Below are 18,763 nucleotides of genomic sequence, written 5' to 3' on the forward strand. Positions count from 1 at the left end.
CCGCGTCAGGATCACTCGTTCGGCGGACGACGGCGCCCGGGGCGCGTCGCGAGGATCGGTGCCATGGACATCCTGGACCTCGGCGGGCTGGAGGGCGCCGGCCTCGGCGCGGCGGCCGGCGTGCTCGTGGTGCTGGCCCTCGTCGACTCGACGAGCTTCGGCACCCTGCTCATCCCCGTGTGGCTGCTGATGGCGCCCGGCCGCCCGCGCCCGTCGCGCCTGCTCGCCTACCTGGGCACCGTCGCGGGGTGCTACCTCGCGGTGGGGGTCGTGGTGCTGCTCGGCGCCGGCGCGTTCCTGGACCGCTACGGCGATGCGCTGGACTCGCGACCCGTGCTGATCGTGCAGCTCCTGCTCGGCCTCGGGCTGTTCGCGCTGAGCTTCCGGTTCGACGGCAAGCGGGCGCCGGCGCGCGCCGAGAAGGAGGGCGCGCGGCCGGGCCGGCTCGTCCGCTGGCGAGAGCGGGCCATGGGGATCGAGATGGGGATCGAGTCGGGGATCGAGTCGGGGATCGAGTCGGGGATCGAGTCGGGGATCGAGTCGGAGGGCCCCGGCAGCACGACGGCGGGTCCAGGTCCGGTGCCGGGCTTGCTCACCACGTCCCCGGCGACGGCGCGACCGTCGCTGCTGCCCCTCCTGGGCCTCGCGCTCGGCGCGGTGGCGCTCGAGGTCGGCACGATGCTGCCGTACCTGGCCGCGATCGGCCTGATCACGGCGTCGGACCTGGCGGCCGGCGCGAGCGTCGGCGTCCTCGCCGCCTACTGCGTGGTCATGGTGGTCCCGGCGCTGCTCCTGCTGGGCGCTCGGCTGGCCGCGGCGCGGTTCGTCGAACCGCTGCTGGCCCGGCTGGAGCGGTGGCTGTCCAGGAACGCCGCGGAGATGACGGGCTGGGTGCTCGGCATCCTCGGCGTGCTGCTCGCCCTCAACGCCGTGGGCAGCCTGGGCTGGACGGGCTGAGGCGGCGTCAGGCGCGCGGGTCGAGCCCGTCGAGGATCCGCTCCAGGTTGGCGCGCGCGTGCCTCGCCTGCCAGTCGCCCCGCTCGCCGGCGTACCCGCGGGGCACGACCTCGACGGTCAGCAGGCAGGCGAAGTAGGCGCGGTACAGCTGCAGCCGGGCCCAGGCGTCAGGGTCGCCCGCGCCGGGGGTGCCGTCGCCGAGCCCCAGCTCGCCGCCCGCCTGGCGGTACCCCGCCAGCAGGTCCGGGTCGACGGCGCCCGCGCCGAACTGGTCGGCCCCGACGAGCTCGAACAGCGGGTCGCCCCACAGCGCGCGCTCGGCGTCGAGCACGCCGGCGACCGTGCCCTCCGACGGGTCCAGCAGGAGGTTCCCCTCCCACAGGTCGGCGTGCACGAGCCTCGGGGTCGTCACGGCGGCGAGCACGTCGCGGTGTGCCGCCACGATGCCCGTGAGCCGGGTCGCGGGCAGGTCCACGCCCCAGCGCGCCGCGTCGTCGAGCGCGGCGGCGGTCATCGCCGCGACCGCCTCGGGCCAGGTGTCCGCCGCCAGCCCGGACTCGGGGGCGGGGTACCCGAACCGGTCGCCGGGGACGATCGTGTGCAGCGTCGCCATGAAGGCGCCGAGCGAGCGCCGGGCCCGGGCGGTGGCGTACGGCTCGAGCTCGAGGTCGCTCCACAGGTCGCCGTCGAGGAACGTCACGACCATGGCGTCGCCGTCGACGTGCCGCCGGGAGGCGTCGGTGAGCAGGACCCGCGGCAGGGGCAGGCCCGCGTCGTGCCCGATCCGGTCGACCGCGACCTCCGTGCCGAGCAGGCCGTGCTCGTAGCGCAGCAGCCGCGACGTGTCGGCCCCGGTCACCTTGACCACGACCCGGCGGCCGTCCGTCAGGTCGGCGCGCAGCACGCTGGCGAAGAGGCCGCCGGACAGCGGCTCGACGCGGCGGACGGTGCCGAGCGGGGCGACGATCGCGGCGACCTGGTCGTCGCTGACCGGCGTCTTCGTGAGCATGCGCCGAGCGTAGCGAGGGCTCAGGCCGCGAGGAGGGCGGGCAGCTCCAGGAGCGAGTCGACGACGGTGGCGCGCGCGGCCTCGGGACGCTCGGCGTGCAGGTACCCCCACGGCCCGCGGCGGATCAGGATCGGCCGCATCCCGGCGTCGGCGGCGGGCAGCACGTCGTTGTCGAGGCGGTCGCCGACGTAGGCGATGTCCGACGGCGGGAGCCCGGCGAGCTCCGCGACCCGCGCGAAGAACCCGGGCTCCGGCTTCTGCACGCCCCACTCGTCGGAGGTGCGGATCGCGTCGACCGGCAGGTCCATCGCCTCGAGCGCAGCGCGGGCCTGCGGCGGCTGGTTCCCGGCGACGACGACGGCGAGCCCGGCGGCGCGGAGCGCGGCCAGCGCCTCGCGGACGTCGGGGTACAGGTCGTCGGCGTCGAAGTTCTCCCGCATCCCGTCGGGGTCGTCCTGGGCCCAGCGCGCCGTCTCGGCGGGCACGTCGACGTCCGGGCGCACCATCTCGAACGCGTGCCGGTGGGAGAGGTCGAGGGCGGCGCAGCCCCCCAGGACGCCGAGGAACGTCAGGGCCGGCACGCCGAGCCGGTCGGCCCAGCGGGTCCAGATCCGGGTCTCGTCGATCAGGGTCTCGCCGACGTCGAACACCACCGCGCGCACCATGCCCGCGACCTTATCCGCCGTCGGAGGATGTGCGGGTCTCGTGGACTCCCCGTCCAGAGGACAGCCCGTTGTCAGTCGCCGTTCAGTCATGGCGGCTATCGTGCGAGGCATGGTCGACACGAGGACACCCGTGACACTGTCGACCGCGTCGGTGTACCCCCGCCGCGCGGCGTTCGCCTTCGAGACCGCAGCGGAGCTCGGTTACGACGGCGTCGAGGTCATGGTCTGGTCCGACCCGGCGACCCAGGACCCGGCCGCCCTGCAGCACCTCGCCGACGAGCACGGCATGCCCGTCCGGTCGGTGCACGCGCCCACGCTGCTCGTCAGCCAGCGCGTGTGGGGCAGGGCGCCGGCGGACAAGCTGCGCCGCGCCGTCGACATGGCGGGCGAGCTGGGCGCCGCGACGGTCGTCGTGCACCCGCCGTTCCGCTGGCAGTACAAGTACGCGAAGCAGTTCCAGGACCTGGTGCACGAGCTCAACGAGGCCAGCACGAACCAGGCCGGCGGCGTCACCGTGGCCGTGGAGAACATGTACCCGTGGCGCCCGCGCTCCCGCGGCGAGCGCGAGCTCAAGGCCTACCTGCCCGGCTGGGACCCGGCCGAGCACGACTACGACGCCGTCACCCTCGACCTGTCGCACGCGGCGATCGCCCACCAGGACGGGCTCGCACTCGTGCACGGCTTCGGCGACAAGCTGCGGCACGTGCACCTGGCGGACGGCACGGCGTCGGGCCGCGACGAGCACATGGTGCCGGGGCGCGGCGACATGGCCTGCGACAAGGTGCTCGAGGAGCTGTCGCGGCGGGAGTTCGCCGGGGACGTCGTCGTCGAGATCTCCACGCGCAAGGCGCGCACCGCCCACGAGCGGCACTCCGACCTCGAGGCCGCGCTGCACTTCGCGCGGGCGCACCTCGCGCCCGTCCCCGAGGCGTACCAGCCGCCCCCGCCCGAGCACCACCACCTGCCCGCCGACGCCTGGTAGGCCGGGCGACGGCGTCGGGTCGGGTCGGTTCAGGCGACGGCGACCCGGGTGCCGACGGCCCGCAGCACGAATGCCTCGGTGGCGCGGACGGCGCGCTCGCGCGCCTCGGGGTCGTCGGGGACGAGGCGCCCCGACAGGCAGGCGTTGACGAGCTGCACCGTCGGCTCGATGTCCTGCTCGGGGAACTCGCCCTCCGCGATCCCGGCGCGCAGGATGCGCTTGAGGATGGACTCCACGATCTCCGCGTGCTCCCGCAGCCGTGCCTGCGTGGTGCGGGAGAGCACGGTGCGCAGGTCCGGCCCGGGCGCGAGGTGGAAGACGCGGGTGAGCTGGGCCTGCTGGCGGATGTACGTCCGGAGCTGTTCCACGGGGTCGTCCACCTCGGCGAGCGCCCGCTCCAGGGTCTGCGCGTACTGCTCGGTCTCGTGGGTGATGAAGCCCAGCAGCAGCGCTTCCTTGTCGGGGAAGTGGTTGTAGACGGCGGTGCGCCCGACGCCGGCCGCCGTCGCGATGTCGGCCAGCGTGACGGAGTCGAAGCCGCGCTCCGACATCAGCGTGGAGAGCGCGGTGAACAGCTTGTGCCGGGTCATCTGGCGGTGCTCGTGCAGGCTCTTCCCGATGATCTTGGGCATGCTGACATCATAGGCATCCGTTGTCAGCACCTCGGGACGCTAGGGTGCCGGTGTGACCGACCCCACCGGGACCCCCGCCGCGCAGCCGGACGGCATCGTGCCCGACACGAAGGACTGGACCTGGGTGCTCGCCCGCCCGTGCCCCGAGTGCGGCTTCGCGGCCGGCGACGTCGACCCGGCGGACGTGGGCCCGGCCGTCCGCGAGTCGCTGCCCCGCTGGCGCGCCGCGCTCACCCGGCCCGACGCCGCCGTCCGGCCGCGCGCCGAGGTCTGGTCGACGCTCGAGTACGCCGCCCACGTGCGCGACGTGTTCCGCGTCTTCGACGAGCGGCTCGGCCTGATGCTGGCGCAGGACGACCCGGCGTTCGAGAACTGGGACCAGGACGCCACCGCGGTCGAGGCGGACTACGCGAGCCAGGTCCCGGCCGCCGTGGCCGACGAGCTGGACGTGGCGGGGCACATGGTCGCGGCGTCGTTCGACGCCGTCCCGGCCGGCCAGGAGGACCGCACCGGCCGGCGGTCCAACGGGTCGGTGTTCACGGTGCGCACGCTGGGGCAGTACTTCCTGCACGACGTGGTGCACCACCTGCACGACGTACGCGCCTGACCGCTTGCACGGCGCCCGCGCGAGGGCGAACGCGCAGGTCACACGATCGCAACACGCCCGTGACGCCCTGGTGACCGCGGAGCCGCTACGGTCCGCGCCATGGCCTCCGTCCCGGCGCTCGTCCCCGCGGAGCACACGTCCGACCACGTGCTCGTCGTGCCCCGGCCCGGCGACGCGGCGGAGGGTGCCCTGCCGGAGTTCGCCGGGGCCTGGTTCGACGACGCCGACTGGCTGCGGGCCCCGACCGTCGCGGCCGCTCCCCGGGCCGGCGGCGGCGCCCGGTTCCACGGCGTGCGCGCCGCGTCGGGCCCGGTGGCGGGGGTGCTGCGGCTGGGCGACGAGCACCGCGCGACCGGGCCGTTCCCGCTCGATCCCGCCGCGGCGGCCGCGCTGGGCTGCCCGCACCCCGCCGAGGCCTGGGCGCTGGGCCGCGAGGACGGCGCCCTCGACCAGCGGGGCGCGCGCCCCGCGGCCTACGACGACCGGGACGGGATCGCGCGGGCGTTCGCCGCGGCCCTGCCCGTCGGCGAGGAGCTGCACGTGGTCCGGTGGGGCGTCGCCGTCGCGCGCCGTTCGGGGGGCCTGCTGCTCGCCGACGGCCGCCAGGTGCTGCGCCCCGACCCGGCGGCGTCCGTCGACCTGACCGTCTGGCCGGCGCGCGCCGTGCCGGCGGCCGAGCTGCTCGAGGTGGTGCGCGCCGTGGTCGCGACGTCCGCGCTCGAGGCGGCGCCGGGCGGTGCCCCGGGCCACCGGGTGCGGGCCCGGACGCCGTACGACGGCGACCTCGTCGTGACGCAGGAGCCGACGGGCGGCCTGCTCCGGGCCGTCGCGCGCGAGCCGTGGCCCGACGGCGCGCCCGCGACGGTCCACCGCCTCGCGTGGCTCCCGCACGAGCCGTACGAGCTGCAGGTCGAGACGCCGTCCGGGGTGCACGTCATCGCGCGTGCCCGGGCGCGGGCGCTCCTCGCGCGGGTCGCGGCGCTGCTGCAGGGCCGGGCGGGCGGCGTGGTGGCCGACGACGCGGGGTTCGTCGTAGGGGCCCGCGAGCTGGGCCTACGCCGGGAGGCCCAGACGCCAGGGGCCCGCGCCTGGGTGTGAGCCGGGCCCGGGAGGGCGTCGTCCACAAGATTGTCCACAGCCGCCGTCCACAAGGTTGCCCCGGGCGTCGGCCGGTCGCCCACCGCTGCCTCTCACCTGCGACGTTCCAGGGTGGAACGGTGGCCGGGGGCGCGGCCGCGCCCCCGGGCACCGCCACCGTGACGTCCCAGTTGCCGCCGGGATCCGCGTGATTCCGCGGTTTCCGGCGGTCTCGCCCGCGCGGGGGCCGCGAGCGTCCGGACGGTGCCGGACCCTGCGTCGTCCGGCCGGCGCGTGTCGGGCCTGGCGCGTCGTCCACAGATTTCTTCCACAGGGCTGTGGGTGGTGTGGGGAATCCGCGGGTCACCCTGTGGACGAACCTGTGGCCAGAGAGCCGGGGCCGAGAACCTGCTCCACACCCCTTGCACCGCACCGGTTGCAGGTCTAGAAACGTGCGTACCGGTCTTGCGGAGATCGGGCCTCGACACCGCTGACAAGCTTCGTCGTGCGCCCCCTCCACGGGACACGGTCGACCGGAGAACGACGGGCCTTCCCGTACCGCGGTGCGGGTTGTGGGTGACGACACAGGTGTCCGTACGGGGCCGGAAGACCACCCGCGTCCGGCTGTTCGTGGAGAACGGGTTCGTGAGAGGCGACGACGCACCAGGCCTCGAAGGGACCCGGCGAGCGGTCGGGGTCGTGACGTCGCCACGGCACCCCTGGTCACCGGAACCTTCGATCAGGGGGACGCGGTCATCTCCGAGGCCCCCCGGCCGCCCCGGGGGGCCTCGGCATCTCCTGCGTCCCGGCACCCGCTCCGCGGCAGGTCTGACGTCCGGTCCGGCGCCGCGTCCTACGCTCGGCCCATGAGCAACCTCGAGACGCGCCCCACCGAACGCACGTGCACCGCCGGCGGACGGCCGGCCGGCGTCGAGCTGCTCACCGCCCGGGACGTCCCGCTCGGCGGCCCGCGCGCCATGACCGTGCGGCGCACCATCCCGCAGCGGCAGCGCTCACTGGTGGGCGCCTGGTGCTTCTGCGACCACTACGGCCCCGACGACGTCTCCCGGTCCCTCGGCATGCAGGTGCCGCCGCACCCGCACATCGGCCTGCAGACCGTCTCGTGGCTGTTCGCCGGGGAGATCCTGCACCGCGACTCGGTGGGCTCGCTGCAGACGGTGCGCCCGGGGGAGCTCAACCTCATGACGGCGGGCGTCGGCATCTCCCACTCCGAGGAGTCGCCGGCCGAGGGCCGCCCGCCGACGCTGCACGGCGTGCAGCTGTGGACGGTGCTGCCGGAGGCCGACCGCGCGACCGCGCCGCACTTCGAGCACCACGGCGACCTGCCCGTCGCGACGGCGGACGGCGCGCGGGTGCAGGTGTTCATGGGCGAGCTGGAGGTCGCGGGGGAGCGGCTCGCCTCGCCGGCCCGCATGTACACGCCGCTCGTCGGCGCCCAGCTGGACCTGCCCGCGGGGGCGAGCGTCGCGCTGGGCACGGACCCGACGTTCGAGCACGCGCTGCTCGTGGACGCGGGGGACGCGACCCTCGAGGCCGAGCCGGTGCCGCCGGCCGGGCTGGGCTACCTCGCGCCGGGCCGGGACCGGCTGGTCGTGACGGCGGGCGCCACGCCCGTGCGCGCCGTCCTCCTCGGCGGCGAGCCCTTCGCCGAGGACGTCGTCATGTGGTGGAACTTCGTGGGCCGCACGCACGAGGACGTCGCGCGGGCGCGCGCCGACTGGATGGCGCAGGTGGCCGACGACCCGTCGACCGGCTCCGGGGAGCCCGGCGAGGGAACGGCCACGCGCTACGCCGACGGCGCCGCCGGGCGGCGGTTCGGGCAGGTGCACGGGTACGGGAGCGGGCCGCTGCGCGCACCCGCCCTGCCCGACGTGCGGCTGCGCCCGCGCACCCGCCGCTGACGGGACCCGCCGGGCGGCGTCACGTCAGGTCAGGTCAGGTCAGGTCAGGTGCGAGGGAACGTCACGCGCACGGTCGCCACGCCGTCGGCCGCGGACCGCACCGTGAGCCGCAGGGCGCCCGAGCGGGTGGTGAACGACGAGCCCTTGCTCAGGTTCGAGTGCCGGCGCGACTCCTTGCCCATCGGCACGACGAGGTGCTCGCCGGGGTACGCCCAGGTCGAGCCCTTCCGGCCGAGCCTGCTCACCGTGACCCCGTACGCGACCGTGTAGTCGCTCGCCGCCCGCCACGGCATCCCGCCGAGGTACGGGTAGCGCGCGCCCGACGGGCGGCGGAACTCCACGTAGTAGTACTGCCCCGTCCTCGGGTCGACGGCGCGCAGCAGCGTCGGCCGGCTGGTGCTGCGGTGCCGGGCGTCGAGCCGCACGGTGCGGGCGCCGCCCTTCTTCGTGACGGTCACGACGTCGGCCGCCGGGAGCACGCCCAGCCGCTTGCGCTGCGCCCCCGACAGCGGCGCAGTGCCGACCGCGGCGAAGTCCGCCCCCATGAGGTCCATCGGGTCCAGGCCCTCGACGGCGCCGCACCGCGACGAGGTGAACGCGCGGTCGGGGACGCCGCCGGTGCACCAGCCCACCCCGGAGTGCTCCAGCCCCATGTTGTGGCCGAGCTCGTGCGCCAGCGTCGACACCGCCGTCGCGTACTGGGCGTGCGTGAAGCGCGAGCTGCGTGTCTCGCCGTCCGGGCCGCCGAACAGCGAGAACGACCAGCCGCCCGGGTTGTCGCGGCTCGCCTTGCTCGGCAGCGACCCGAGGCCGAGCGTGCCGCCGCACGTCTCGCCCTCCCGCGGCCCGCCGGGGCGGTCGCCCCGCAGGTAGGGGAACAGGACCACGAGGTGCTCGCGCGTGCCCGGCCCCTTCGTTCGCGACGTGAACCAGCCGGTGCCGTAGTGCGCGCGCCCGCCGCTCTTGACCTGGCTCAGGATGCGGTTCGTCGTCGTGCAGGACCCGTCGCCCGTGTCGACCCGCTCGATGCCCGACGCGCGCACGAAGCGGATCCGGGCGCCCGACTGCCGCGACCAGTACGCCGACACCTTCGACAGCAGCGCGTCGACGTCGGCGTTGCGCACCAGCTGCGCGGCCCGGTTCTTCGACATCCAGTGCGGCGTCGCGACGGCGACGTCCACCCGGTGCACGCTGCGGTCGGTCTGGGCGCGGAGGGTGCGGGCCTGGCCGGGCGCGCCCGTGACGGCGGACTGCCAGCGCACGGTGTCGTCCAGCGTCTCGTCGTCGGGGGCGGTGCCGGCCCGCGCGTCGTCGACCGTGGTCCGGCCGGACGCGGCGCTGGTCGACACGCTCGACGCCGCGTTGGTCGGCACGCCGGACGCCGCGGGTGCGCCGACCGCGGCGAGCGGCTCCGCCAGCAGCGTCGCGGTGACGAGGAGTGCGACGGTGATCGCGCGAGCCTGCATGCTTCCCCCTGGGGCTCCGGCCGTGCCGCGCCAGGAGGGCGCGAAACGATGCCAGCAGCGTAGGCGCGCCACGGGGGCGCCGCGCGCCGTCGGCGGGTGACGTGCGGCGCCGGGCGGGTGAATTTCCCGGGGCACTCAGCCGAGCCGCAGCTCGACCACCGGCACCACGCGCAGCCAGTCGGGCTCGCCCTGCTCGCGCGCGAGGGGCTCGGCCCACTCGGCGAGGACGGGCCGCAGCCGCGCCCACGGGCCGGGGTGCGCGTCGGTGTAGCCGCGCAGCACGGCGGCGCCGTCGTCGGGCGCCAGCACGACCGCCCGCGCGCGGACGTCGCGCCGGGCGCCGACCGTGACGAGCACGCGCGGGTCGGCCTGCACGTTGCGGAACCACTGCGACCGCGGGCCGAGCCCCGCGACCACGACCGCACGGTCCGGCGCCGGCCGGGCCACGACCTCGAGCACGACGTACCGCCGCTGCCCGCTGCTGCGCCCGCGGTGCTGCATCATCAGCAGCCGCCCGCCGGCGAGGAAGCCGAGACCGGCACGGAACAGGCCGATCGGGGCGCGGACGAACCACCGGGTGTGCAGCAGGCGCGACGCGAGACTCATGTCCGGCACGCTAGGGCACGTCGCGCGGAGTCGGCGGGTGGAGGTCCACCTCGCGCCGGCCGCACGGCCGGCGGTGGGCATAATCGCCCGCGTGGACATCGAGAACGGCTGTCGCGCGTTCGTCGCGGTGAGCGAGCGCCGCAGCTTCACCGGGGCAGCGTCGGTGATCGGTGTGCCCCAGCCGGTGGTCAGCCGCCGGGTCGCGGCTCTCGAGGCGCACCTGGGCGGGAGCCTGTTCGACCGCACGACGCGCGAGGTCTTCCCGACCGCGCTGGGGCGGCGACTGCTGCCCGCCGCGCAACGGGTCGTCGAGGCGGCGGACGACCTGAGGGCGACGGCGGCGGCGCGGGAGGACGCACCCGTGCGGCTGGCGATCCCCGAGGACCTGTCGCCGACGGCCACGGCCACCCTGATCGGGGACGCTCAGCAGGCGGGGATCCTGCTGCGGGCGGTCCCCGCCGCCCCGGCCCGTCGCGCAGAGCTGGTGCGGGACTCGCTCGCCGACGCCGCGCTCGTCGTCGCCACGACCGGCGCGCCACGGTGGACCGCGCCGCTCGGGCTGGGCGGCTGCGGCCCGGAGGGCGGGCCGCGGACGTACCTCGACGAGCTCTCGCCACGGCGCGGCGACGTCGCCCCCGCGCGGCGGGTGTGGGTCACCCCCGAGGACGACAACGCCCTCGTCGGGGACTCGCTGGTGCGGCACGCCGTCGCCGCGGGGTGCCTCCCGGCGCAGGTGCGGGTGGCGACGCTCGTCCCGGCGCTCGCGGCCGTGACGACCAGCGCGGACGTGCTGCTGTGCACGCCCGCGCAGGCGCGCGAGCTGGGTCTCTCCTGGACGCCGCTGGGCGGGATCGAGCTCGCCCGCACCTATCGCGTGGAGCTGCGGGTGGGCGATCCCGCCTCGGCGGCCGCCGTCGTGGAGGCCCTGGCCGCGGCCGTGGCTCTCGCCCTGGGCGCTGCGGAGATCGTGCCGTGACAGGGACAGGCGGGTCGGTGGCCGAGGAGGTCCGGCGGGTGCGGAACGAGCTCGCCGACGCCGGGCTGACGGTCGGGATCCTCGTCCGCGACCTCGACTCCGGGCACGAGATCGGGATCGACCCGCACCTCGACCTGCCCGTCGCCTCCCTCGTGAAGATCCCGGTGGCGCTGGCGACGCTCGAACGCGTCCGCCGTGGCGAGCTCGACGCCACGGCGCCGGTGACGGTCGAGCCGGGGCGTGTCGCCACCGCCGGGCCGCCGGGGACCACGCGGTTCCGGCACCCGGCGTCGGTGGCGCTGGAGGACCTCGTCTACCTCGCCGTCTCGCTGAGCGACAGCAGCGCGTGCGACGCCCTGCTCGAGCTCACCCCGCCCGTCGACGTCGGACGCGTGCTGCGGGAGCTCGGGGTGCCGGTCATCGAGATCCGGCACGGTCTGGGCGAGCTGGGCGACACCCCGGTCGAGGCGCTGGAGCACCGGCACCCCGGACTGGGGCACGCCTTCGCAGCGATGGCCACCACCGCGAACGGCGGGAGCGTCATCCGCTGGCTCGACGTCTCGGTGACGACGACCTCCTCGGCACGCGTGCTCGCCGACCTCCTCGCCGCCATCTGGGACGCGGCCCGGCTGGACCCCGAGGTGTCCTCCCGGATGCGCGAGCTGCTCGCTGCCAACGTGCACCGGCAGCGCCTGGCGCCGGAGTTCGACCGTGACTCGTCCACCTGGTCGTCCAAGACGGGCACGGTGCTCAACCTGCGGCACGAGGCGGGCGTCGTCGAGCACGCGGACGGTGGCCGGATCGTCGTCGTGGTCCTCAGCCGCTCCGGCGTGCCGGCGGGCGCGCAGCCGGCCGCGGAGATCGCCCTCGGGCGCGCCGCGCGCCGGCTGCACGACCTGGTGCGCCGCACCGCGCCCTCCGCCGCGGGTGGTGGCGCGACAGGTCAGAGGAGGTCGAGCGGCCTCCGGTAGTCCGGCATGACGACGCGGGTGCGTGGCGAGGCGAGGCGTACCGCGCGCACGGTCGCGCGCAGCTGCCTGGCGGTGCTGTCGTCCTGGACCGTGGGCGGGTCGGTCGGCGGAGCCTCGAAGTGGTCCCAGTGCACGGGGACGACCAGCGCCGGCCCGCCCAGGGCCTCCATGAGCCGGGCGGCGTAGTCGTGGGTGACGTCGTTGGCGGGCACCGGCACGGCGACCGCGTCGGGCCGCAGCCCCCGCAACGACACGTCGTCGAAGTCGCTGGCGCCCAGGAGCAGCACGCTGCGGCCGGAGGGCGCCCGGAGGAGGTACGCGAGGGTGTCGCCCTCCGGAAGGTCGGCGACGGTCGCGGGAGGCGTCGGCACCGTCGGGCGCACACCGGGGAACAGCACGCCGCCGTTGGTGGAGCGGCTGTGCAGCGAGCGGACCGCACGGACGACCAGGTCGCCGACGACGATCTCCTCCCCGCCCCGGAGCACCGCGAGCTGCGCGGGGGGCACATCCAGGGACTGTGCGAGGTGGTAGCCGGTGAGGGTCGTGAACACCGTGCCGCCCCGGGTGGCGGCGATGTGCGGGACGTCGCCGAAGTGGTCCCAGTGGGTGTGGGTGACCAGGGTGGCCGTGACCCGGCCCGTCCCGTCCGCCGGCCCGAGGGCGGCGTCGACCGCCGTGGGGTCCACGGTGAGCCCGGTGGTCGGCATGAACCTGCCTCTCGCCAGGCCGGTGTCGAAGCGGGTCAGGTAGGGGTCCACCAGCAGGTGCGAGCGCGGGGTGCGAATCTGCCAGCCCGCCACGCCCAGCCAGCGGAACGAGGCGAACCCGGTCGCTCCCGCGGCCGGCGCCGGACGGGCGGCGAGCGCGGGGGGAGCTCCGGTCAGTGCTCCCGCTGCGGCGGTGCCGGCCGCGGCGAGCAGGGTCCGGCGGCGGACGGGGTGGCCCATGGTCGTCTCCTCTGGTCGTCGAGAGCACGACCGTGCCAGTCGGAGACCGATGCGGACCAAGCCGACGAGCGAGGGATTCATGCCGTGGTCGCATGAGCGATCGGCCTGGTCGTGCACATCCGTCCGGCCGATCGCGCGCCGCGCGGGTACGTTCGTGCCTGTGAAACCGTCGGCGAACGGTGGCTCCGCGTCCCTCGACCGCTCCGACTACTGGTGGTACCGCACCCGCGCGCGCCTGCTCGGCACGGTGCTGGGTGCGTACGCCGACGGCGCGGCCGACGTCCTGGACGTGGGGAGCGCGGACGGGCCCAGCGTGGGGTGGCTGCGCGGGACGAGCCACCACGTCACCCTGGACATCGACCCTCGCGGCCTCGCGCCCGGCTCGGGGGTGTGCGGGTCGGCGACGGGGCTCCCCTTCGCGGACGCCGCGTTCGACCTCGTCGGCGCCTTCGACGTCGTCGAGCACTGCGACCCCGAGGACGCCGTCCTCGCCGAGGTCCGGCGCGTCCTCCGGCCCGGCGGGTACTTCCTCATGACCGTGCCCGCCTACCAGTGGCTCTGGAGCGACTTCGACGTCCAGAACGGGCACGTCCGGCGCTACACGCGCGGGCGCGCCGTGTCGGCGCTGGAGGACGGCGGGTTCGAGGTCGTCCGCGCGACCTACGCGTTCGCCGCGACGTTCCCGGCCTTCGTCGTCGAACGGCTCGCGCGGCGCGTGCGCGGCCTGGTCCGGCGGGACGACGGGGGCGCCGCGGACATCGTCCGGCTCCCGCGGACGTCCCCCGTGGTCGACCGGGTCCTCGCCGCGCTCGGGACCGTCGACGACCGGGTCCTGGCGCGACGCGACCTGCCGTTCGGGTCATCGGTCGTCGTCGCCGCCCGCAAGCCCCTGTCCTGATCCCGGGTCCTGCTCGCGCGCGGGGGCCCCGGCGGGACGCCGGAACGAGAAGTACAGGTGGGCGAAGTAGCTGGCGACCACCGTGATGGCCAGGGCCAGCACCTGCGCCGGGAGCACGGGGAGGTGCGCGAGCTCGACGAAGGCCGGGAGCAGCGCGGCGTTGACGGCGAGCGCGCCGAGCTGCACGCCCACGAACCGGACGAGGTCCAACCAGACGCCGCCCCGCACCTTGAAAACGAAGCGGCGGTGCAGGGTGAAGCCGACCGCGATGCCCACCGCGTAGGCCAGCACGAGCGCGCCGAGGTAGCCGATCGTGTCGCCGAGGAGCCGCTCCAGCCCCGCGAACGCGAGCAGGCCCACCAGGGTGTTGATCGCGCCGACGGCGAGGTATGCCGACTCCCGCCGGCGGAGGAGCGCCACGATCCTGTGCCACCAGGGGATCCTGTGCCACCAGGGAGGGCCGGTCACGGGCGGGGTCGTCGTCATCGGGTCTCCGTGCGCGTCAGCCGGCCAGGAGGAACAGGGCGCCGACCACCACGACCCACCCGACGGCGAGGGCCACCTGGGTGCGGCGGAGCGCGGTGCTCGACCTCGAGGGGTCGGCGGGCGCCAGGAGGCCGGCGATCGCGATCCCGAGCAGCGGGGCGAAGACCGGCCAGTAGCGCCCGCTGGAGACGTGGACGAACGGCTGGGACATGAGCAGCGCGAGCATGCCGGAGGCGGCGATCACCATGACCTGGGCGTCCGTCCGCACGCGTCTCGCGGCCACGATCGCGACCGCGGCGACCCCGAGGGCGACGAAGTAGGTCCAGTGCGTCAGGGCGATGCTCAGCCGGTCCGCGCCCGTCGCGGGAGTCTTCTCCGTCCCGTCCGACGCCGGCCGGAACACGTGGTCGTACGAGGCGGGGGAGAAGGCGTACCGCGTGAAGTCGTCGAGCACCCCGGCGGCGTATCCCGACGGGGTGACGTCCCGCATCGCGTAGTCGCGCATCTGCCGCCGCACCTCGAGGGGGTTCACCCCGGTCTGCTCGCCCACCGCCCTCGCGTAGCGTGCCATGTTCGTCCAGATGTTCCCCTCGGGGCAGGGGCCGAAGCAGAGCTCGTCGCGGTCGCCGAAGGCGTAGGCGACGGACAGGGACATGGTGGTGGTCGTCGTCACTCGTTCGCCGAAGGTGCGGCTCATGATCGCGGACCACGGCGCCAGCAGCGCCACGACGACGGCCACGGCCACGGCGCACGCGGCGAGCGAGCGGGCGAGCGCCCGGCCGCGTGTCCGCAGGAGGGCCATCACGACCAGCAGGACGAGGACCGCCGCGACCAGCGGGAGCGCGCTGGAGCGCAGGTACAGGGCGACGACCAGCGCGAGCCCGAGCAGGGCCGCGTCGCGGAAGCGGATCACGCCGTCCGCGTCGAGGCGGCGCCACATGACGACGAGCAGGGGAACGGTCGCGAGGATCACGAGGCCGGCCCAGGCGTCGCCCCACGCGCTGAAGCCGAACAGGGCCCACATCGGGATGAGGCCGGGCACCACCAGCAGCACCGCTGCCGTGCGGAGCCCGACCGTCCTGGCGACGACCGCGACGATCGCGAGGAAGGCGACGGTCGAGAGGATGCCGAGGTAGAGGCGGACGGCGGGGTCGCCGGCCGTGGGGTCCAGGAGGAAGAGCGGGGTGAGCAGCAGGAACATCCCGGGCATGAACCATCCGTTGCCGACGAGGCTCGCCTGGAGCTCGTCGGTCGGCAGAGCGTCGCCCTGCAGCAGGGCCCGGACGGCGTCGGCGAGGACGCGGGCTCCGGTGGTGTAGGCGACCTCGTCGCCGGCGAGCGGGGCCGGCAGCGCCTTGTGCGCCATGACGACCCGGAGCCCCAGGTTCAGGAGGACCAGGGTGCCGACGACGACCAGGGGCAGGGCGGGCCGGCGCCGCCGCGTCTCGGGCGGAGGCGTCTCGGTCCTGCCGAGGTCTGCCGCGGTGCCGGTCACGATGCGGACCCTGCCGTCGCGTCCTCGGCCGGAGGCTCGACCTTGTCGATCGGCGTGCAGCCCGCCGTCTGCCGGGGGCGAGCGGCCTCCCGCGGGAGGTCCAGCCGGAAGGTGCCCTGCACCAGGGTCTCGGGCGAGGCGTCGTCGAGCGGCGTGACGTCGAACGCCACGGCGCCGTAGCCGGGAGCCTCGAAGCGGTGCCAGCCGGCCTCGGGGGCCAGCGCGGTGAAGCCGCCGTCGACCAGGCTGTCGGTGAGGCTCGCCGTGAAGCCGTCCTGGCTCAGCCGGTCCCACTGGGCGACGAGCACCCAGCGGTCCCCCACGACGTACTGCTGCATGACCTGGTACCCGGCGTCGATGGTGACGCCGTCGGGCAGCGGCCAGCACGGACCGGCGAGCGGCGGGACGAGCGCCGGGGGCCCCTGGTAGCCCGCCGACAGGTCGGCGCACGCCGACGTCCCGAGGACGGCCGCCGCGCCGGCGGCCAGGGCGCCGGCGCGGAGGAGCGGACGTCGCACGCCGCGCGTCATCGACGGTCTCTCGGGCGGCGCAACGACCAGGCGACGTCCGCGAACGTGGCCCCGATGCCGCTCGCCAGGGTGGTGGTGGCGAGCCTGTCGACCTCGGGCCACACGGTCGACCGGAAGCGGAGGTCGCGGGTCTGGAACGGGGTGCTCGGTGACGTGCCCAGCACGACGGGTGCACGCCGCTTGGTGATGCGGGAGAGCTCGCCGATGATCGTCGCGAGGGTCACCGCGGACTGCGAGGCGAGGATCTTGACGACGGTCGTGCCGGGTCCGACGTCGGCGAGCCGGTCCATCCCGGCCAGCACCATGCGCGCGGCGTCGCGGACGTAGACGTAGTCCCGGGCGGTGTCGAGGGACACGTAGATCAGCAGGGGAGAGCGCTGGACCTCGGCACGGCAGAGCTGGGTGATCAGGCCCTGCGGCTTCGCCAGGTTCTGGCCGGGCCCGTACAGGTTGGCGATCCGCCCGACCAGGACGGTGGCACCGCCGCCCGTCAGGCGTCGCACCGCCGACTCGGCGGCGAGCTTCGCCGTGCCGTACGGCGACAGCGACGACGGCGGCGTGGTCTCGGTGAAGGGCAGGCCCGTCGACCCCGAGTAGACCCCGCCCGCGGACGAGGCCAGGAACATGCGGACCGTCGTCACGGGGTGCCGCGCGCACGCGGCGAGCAGCTCGTCGACGAGGGCGTCGAGGACGGACACCTCACGGTCGAGAGCGTCCTGGCCGGTCGCGACGACGCCGGCGCCGGCGGCCCAGAGGAGGTCGACGGACCCGAACGCGCCCAGCAGCCGCTCGGCGTCGCGGGCGAGGACCGACACGCTGGCGGCGGGGTCGTGCCAGGGCACCGTGCTGACGTGCACGGCGCGTCCCGCCGTCGTCGCACAGGCGACGAGCTGCCTGCCCAGCAGGCCGCCGCCGCCGACCACCCAGGTCACGCGCCCGTCACGTGCCACGGCCGCTCCTGCCGAGCGGCCCGGCGTGGGGGTCGCTCATGATGAGGTACGGGGGCTTGCCCATCGCCATGTTGACCGCGACCCCGATGTACTCGGCGACGATGCCGAGGGCGTACAGGATGATGCCCGAGCACAGCAGGACGATGACGACGGTCGAGGTCCACCCCTCGGGGACGTTGCCGCCCGCGAGCCGGTCGACGGCCAGCACCACGGCGAGGGCGAGGCCGAAGGTCGCGAACGTGGCGCCGATCAGGCTGACGACCCGCAGACCGCGGGTGCCGCTCGTCATGACCATCCGCCAGAAGTGGGAGACGAGGGTGCGCAGGGAGTAGCCGGAGACGCGGACGCCCTCCGAACGCATCGTCACCGGGCAGGTGGTCACCCGGTCGGCGACCCAGCTCAGCGCCACGTCGAGATAGACCCCCTGGCCGGCATAGGCCGCCACGCTTCGTCCGATCTCGCCGAGGACGAGACGGAAGCTGTGGAACTTCGTCGCGTCGGCGTCCCCGCCCGAGAGCATGTTGATGAGCAGCTTGGCAGCCCGTGAGGTCGTGTTGCGGAACGCGGTGTGCGGGGTCGCGTTCCGCGGCGACGCGTAGACGAGCGCCGACCGTTCCCGCAGCGCCGTGTCGAGGAGCGCACCGATCTCCGCCGGGTCGTGCTGCCCGTCCTCGTCCATCGTCACGACCCAGTCGCCCGACGAGCTCGCGAGGCCGGCGATGGTCGCGGCGTGCTGACCGAAGTTCCGGCTGAGCCAGACCGCCCGGACCCAGGGGAGCTCCGCCGCGAGGTCGCGCATCACCCGGGCGGAGTCGTCCGGGCCGCAGTCGTTGACGAGGATCACCTCGGTCACGCGGTACGGGTGCCCGGCCAGGGTGCGCTGCGGCTCGGTGAGGGGGGAGAGCTCCTCGACGAGGCCGGGCAGGTGCCGCTCGCCCCGGTAGACAGGGATGATGACCGAGAGCGTGTGCTCCTGGTCGGCGCCTTGTCGGGTGGCATCCCCCATGGGCCATCACTCTAGGGCGTGGGGGTCCTGGTGGCGAGGCATCTCGCCGTCGCTCGTCGCGCCGATACTTCGTGGAGCGGGTGACGGGAATCGAACCCGCGCTATCAGCTTGGGAAGCTGAAGTTCTACCATTGAACTACACCCGCGCAGCAGCACCATGACGGTGTGCGCGCCCCGATCATACCCAACCCGGCGGAGTGCTTCGAACCGGGCAGGTGTCCCAGGACTAGCCGGCCGCCTGCACGCCGCGTGCGCGGCGTGCAGGCGCAGGCGTCAGAGCGGGCGGATGTTCGAGGCCTGCGAGCCCTTGGGGCCCTGCGTGACCTCGAACTCGACCTGCTGGCCCTCGTTGAGGGAGCGGAAGCCGTCCGCGACGATCGCGCTGTAGTGCGCGAACACGTCGGCGGTGCCGTCGGAGGGGGCGATGAAGCCGAACCCCTTCTCCTCGTTGAACCACTTCACAGTTCCGGTGGTCATGGTGTCTTCTCTCGTTTGTGCGACGGACCCGCGAACACAGGTCCGGTCGTCGCACCCAGCCGGGTGCGGACGGTGTGGGCGCGGGCTCGGCGAGCGCGCGCGGT

The 18,763-nt window shown here is 75.1% G+C and carries 20 protein-coding genes and 1 tRNA gene; 8 read left to right on the top strand and 13 right to left on the bottom strand.

Annotated elements, in window-relative coordinates; all coding sequences use genetic code 11:
• Positions 1–63: 63 nt before the first annotated feature.
• A complete protein-coding gene (locus ACQFYA_RS02835; RefSeq protein WP_499121441.1) occupies positions 64–957 on the top strand; it encodes a GAP family protein in 894 nt (297 codons plus the stop codon).
• 7 nt (positions 958–964) lie between these two features.
• On the opposite strand, the gene ACQFYA_RS02840 is transcribed toward ACQFYA_RS02835, so the two are convergent.
• A complete protein-coding gene (locus ACQFYA_RS02840) occupies positions 965–1,966 on the bottom strand; it encodes a phosphotransferase family protein (RefSeq protein ID WP_499121443.1) in 1,002 nt (333 codons plus the stop codon).
• A gap of 20 nt (positions 1,967–1,986) precedes the next feature.
• Positions 1,987–2,631 carry an HAD family hydrolase gene (locus ACQFYA_RS02845; RefSeq protein WP_499121444.1) on the bottom strand — a complete coding sequence of 215 codons (645 nt, stop codon included), beginning with the start codon at positions 2,629–2,631 and terminating at the stop codon, positions 1,987–1,989.
• 109 nt (positions 2,632–2,740) lie between these two features.
• Here ACQFYA_RS02845 and ACQFYA_RS02850 point away from each other — a divergent pair, with 109 nt between their 5' ends.
• Positions 2,741–3,613, top strand: coding sequence for a sugar phosphate isomerase/epimerase family protein (locus ACQFYA_RS02850; RefSeq protein WP_499121446.1), 873 nt, complete (start codon positions 2,741–2,743; stop codon positions 3,611–3,613).
• A gap of 29 nt (positions 3,614–3,642) precedes the next feature.
• Here the strand turns inward: ACQFYA_RS02850 and ACQFYA_RS02855 are convergent, their stop codons facing one another.
• Positions 3,643–4,245: a TetR/AcrR family transcriptional regulator gene (locus ACQFYA_RS02855; RefSeq protein ID WP_499121447.1), complete on the bottom strand. Its 603-nt coding sequence runs from the start codon at positions 4,243–4,245 to the stop codon at positions 3,643–3,645.
• A gap of 52 nt (positions 4,246–4,297) precedes the next feature.
• On the opposite strand from ACQFYA_RS02855, the gene ACQFYA_RS02860 reads away from it, so the two are divergent.
• The 3 genes from ACQFYA_RS02860 to ACQFYA_RS02870 all read left to right on the top strand — a co-directional run bounded on the left by ACQFYA_RS02860 (position 4,298) and on the right by ACQFYA_RS02870 (position 7,851).
• The gene (locus tag ACQFYA_RS02860; protein WP_499121448.1) at positions 4,298–4,852 is read left to right on the top strand and encodes a DinB family protein; all 555 of its coding nucleotides are present in this window, start codon (positions 4,298–4,300) and stop codon (positions 4,850–4,852) included.
• 99 nt (positions 4,853–4,951) lie between these two features.
• Positions 4,952–5,950, top strand: a complete 999-nt coding sequence (locus ACQFYA_RS02865; RefSeq protein ID WP_499121450.1) for a hypothetical protein — start codon at positions 4,952–4,954, stop codon at positions 5,948–5,950.
• Positions 5,951–6,795: 845 nt separating this feature from the next.
• Positions 6,796–7,851, top strand: coding sequence for a pirin family protein (locus ACQFYA_RS02870; RefSeq protein ID WP_499121451.1), 1,056 nt, complete (start codon positions 6,796–6,798; stop codon positions 7,849–7,851).
• 44 nt (positions 7,852–7,895) lie between these two features.
• Here ACQFYA_RS02870 and ACQFYA_RS02875 read toward each other — a convergent pair whose 3' ends face one another.
• Both ACQFYA_RS02875 and ACQFYA_RS02880 read right to left on the bottom strand, forming a co-directional pair.
• The gene (locus ACQFYA_RS02875; RefSeq protein WP_499121452.1) at positions 7,896–9,317 is read right to left on the bottom strand and encodes a hypothetical protein; all 1,422 of its coding nucleotides are present in this window, start codon (positions 9,315–9,317) and stop codon (positions 7,896–7,898) included.
• Between the two features lie 135 nt (positions 9,318–9,452).
• A complete protein-coding gene (locus tag ACQFYA_RS02880; RefSeq protein WP_499121454.1) occupies positions 9,453–9,923 on the bottom strand; it encodes a nitroreductase family deazaflavin-dependent oxidoreductase in 471 nt (156 codons plus the stop codon).
• Between the two features lie 91 nt (positions 9,924–10,014).
• On the opposite strand from ACQFYA_RS02880, the gene ACQFYA_RS02885 reads away from it, so the two are divergent.
• Together ACQFYA_RS02885 and ACQFYA_RS02890 are read left to right on the top strand one after the other, a co-directional pair.
• Entirely contained in the window at positions 10,015–10,899 is an 885-nt protein-coding gene (locus tag ACQFYA_RS02885) for a LysR family transcriptional regulator (RefSeq protein WP_499121456.1), read from the top strand.
• The gene (locus ACQFYA_RS02890) at positions 10,896–11,870 is read left to right on the top strand and encodes a serine hydrolase (RefSeq protein ID WP_499121457.1); all 975 of its coding nucleotides are present in this window, start codon (positions 10,896–10,898) and stop codon (positions 11,868–11,870) included. The genes ACQFYA_RS02885 and ACQFYA_RS02890 overlap by 4 nt, the downstream gene beginning before the upstream one ends.
• On the opposite strand, the gene ACQFYA_RS02895 is transcribed toward ACQFYA_RS02890, so the two are convergent.
• A complete protein-coding gene (locus ACQFYA_RS02895; protein WP_499121459.1) occupies positions 11,843–12,817 on the bottom strand; it encodes an MBL fold metallo-hydrolase in 975 nt (324 codons plus the stop codon). The genes ACQFYA_RS02890 and ACQFYA_RS02895 overlap by 28 nt on opposite strands.
• 160 nt (positions 12,818–12,977) lie before the next feature.
• Here ACQFYA_RS02895 and ACQFYA_RS02900 point away from each other — a divergent pair, with 160 nt between their 5' ends.
• Positions 12,978–13,715, top strand: coding sequence for a class I SAM-dependent methyltransferase (locus ACQFYA_RS02900; RefSeq protein ID WP_499121460.1), 738 nt, complete (start codon positions 12,978–12,980; stop codon positions 13,713–13,715).
• Here the strand turns inward: ACQFYA_RS02900 and ACQFYA_RS02905 are convergent.
• The 7 genes from ACQFYA_RS02905 to ACQFYA_RS02935 form a co-directional block, all read right to left on the bottom strand.
• Positions 13,677–14,201, bottom strand: a complete 525-nt coding sequence (locus ACQFYA_RS02905; RefSeq protein WP_499121462.1) for a GtrA family protein — start codon at positions 14,199–14,201, stop codon at positions 13,677–13,679. The two genes, ACQFYA_RS02900 and ACQFYA_RS02905, sit on opposite strands and share 39 nt — an antisense overlap.
• 16 nt (positions 14,202–14,217) lie before the next feature.
• Positions 14,218–15,696 (bottom strand): hypothetical protein, encoded by a 1,479-nt coding sequence (locus tag ACQFYA_RS02910; protein WP_499121463.1) that lies wholly within the window; start codon positions 15,694–15,696, stop codon positions 14,218–14,220.
• Complete coding sequence (locus ACQFYA_RS02915) at positions 15,693–16,214, bottom strand: hypothetical protein (RefSeq protein WP_499121464.1); 522 nt, start codon at positions 16,212–16,214, stop codon at positions 15,693–15,695. Before ACQFYA_RS02915 ends, ACQFYA_RS02910 begins: the two co-directional genes overlap by 4 nt.
• Before the next feature lie 8 nt (positions 16,215–16,222).
• On the bottom strand, positions 16,223–17,176 hold the full coding sequence (locus ACQFYA_RS02920; protein ID WP_499121465.1) for an NAD-dependent epimerase/dehydratase family protein: 954 nt from the start codon (positions 17,174–17,176) through the stop codon (positions 16,223–16,225).
• Positions 17,166–18,182 (bottom strand): glycosyltransferase family 2 protein, encoded by a 1,017-nt coding sequence (locus tag ACQFYA_RS02925; protein WP_499121467.1) that lies wholly within the window; start codon positions 18,180–18,182, stop codon positions 17,166–17,168. Before ACQFYA_RS02925 ends, ACQFYA_RS02920 begins: the two co-directional genes overlap by 11 nt.
• 72 nt (positions 18,183–18,254) lie before the next feature.
• Positions 18,255–18,328, bottom strand: a tRNA-Gly gene (locus tag ACQFYA_RS02930).
• A 127-nt stretch (positions 18,329–18,455) separates the two neighbouring features.
• A complete protein-coding gene (locus ACQFYA_RS02935; RefSeq protein WP_430568289.1) occupies positions 18,456–18,659 on the bottom strand; it encodes a cold-shock protein in 204 nt (67 codons plus the stop codon).
• Positions 18,660–18,763: the final 104 nt, after the last annotated feature.

The sequence above is a fragment of the Promicromonospora sp. Marseille-Q5078 genome, assembly GCF_050315395.1.
Classification (GTDB): domain Bacteria; phylum Actinomycetota; class Actinomycetes; order Actinomycetales; family Cellulomonadaceae; genus Isoptericola.

Bases quoted from the DNA above. Each gene is read 5' to 3' on its own strand.
- ACQFYA_RS02835 (WP_499121441.1), top strand. From the start codon at position 64: ATGGACATCCTGGACCTCGGCGGGCTGGAGGGCGCCGGCCTCGGCGCG.
- ACQFYA_RS02840 (WP_499121443.1), bottom strand. From the start codon at position 1,966: ATGCTCACGAAGACGCCGGTCAGCGACGACCAGGTCGCCGCGATCGTC.
- ACQFYA_RS02845 (WP_499121444.1), bottom strand. From the start codon at position 2,631: ATGGTGCGCGCGGTGGTGTTCGACGTCGGCGAGACCCTGATCGACGAG.
- ACQFYA_RS02850 (WP_499121446.1), top strand. From the start codon at position 2,741: ATGGTCGACACGAGGACACCCGTGACACTGTCGACCGCGTCGGTGTAC.
- ACQFYA_RS02855 (WP_499121447.1), bottom strand. From the start codon at position 4,245: ATGCCCAAGATCATCGGGAAGAGCCTGCACGAGCACCGCCAGATGACC.
- ACQFYA_RS02865 (WP_499121450.1), top strand. From the start codon at position 4,952: ATGGCCTCCGTCCCGGCGCTCGTCCCCGCGGAGCACACGTCCGACCAC.
- ACQFYA_RS02870 (WP_499121451.1), top strand. From the start codon at position 6,796: ATGAGCAACCTCGAGACGCGCCCCACCGAACGCACGTGCACCGCCGGC.
- ACQFYA_RS02875 (WP_499121452.1), bottom strand. From the start codon at position 9,317: ATGCAGGCTCGCGCGATCACCGTCGCACTCCTCGTCACCGCGACGCTG.
- ACQFYA_RS02880 (WP_499121454.1), bottom strand. From the start codon at position 9,923: ATGAGTCTCGCGTCGCGCCTGCTGCACACCCGGTGGTTCGTCCGCGCC.
- ACQFYA_RS02895 (WP_499121459.1), bottom strand. From the start codon at position 12,817: ATGGGCCACCCCGTCCGCCGCCGGACCCTGCTCGCCGCGGCCGGCACC.
- ACQFYA_RS02905 (WP_499121462.1), bottom strand. From the start codon at position 14,201: ATGACGACGACCCCGCCCGTGACCGGCCCTCCCTGGTGGCACAGGATC.
- ACQFYA_RS02925 (WP_499121467.1), bottom strand. From the start codon at position 18,182: ATGGGGGATGCCACCCGACAAGGCGCCGACCAGGAGCACACGCTCTCG.
- ACQFYA_RS02935 (WP_430568289.1), bottom strand. From the start codon at position 18,659: ATGACCACCGGAACTGTGAAGTGGTTCAACGAGGAGAAGGGGTTCGGC.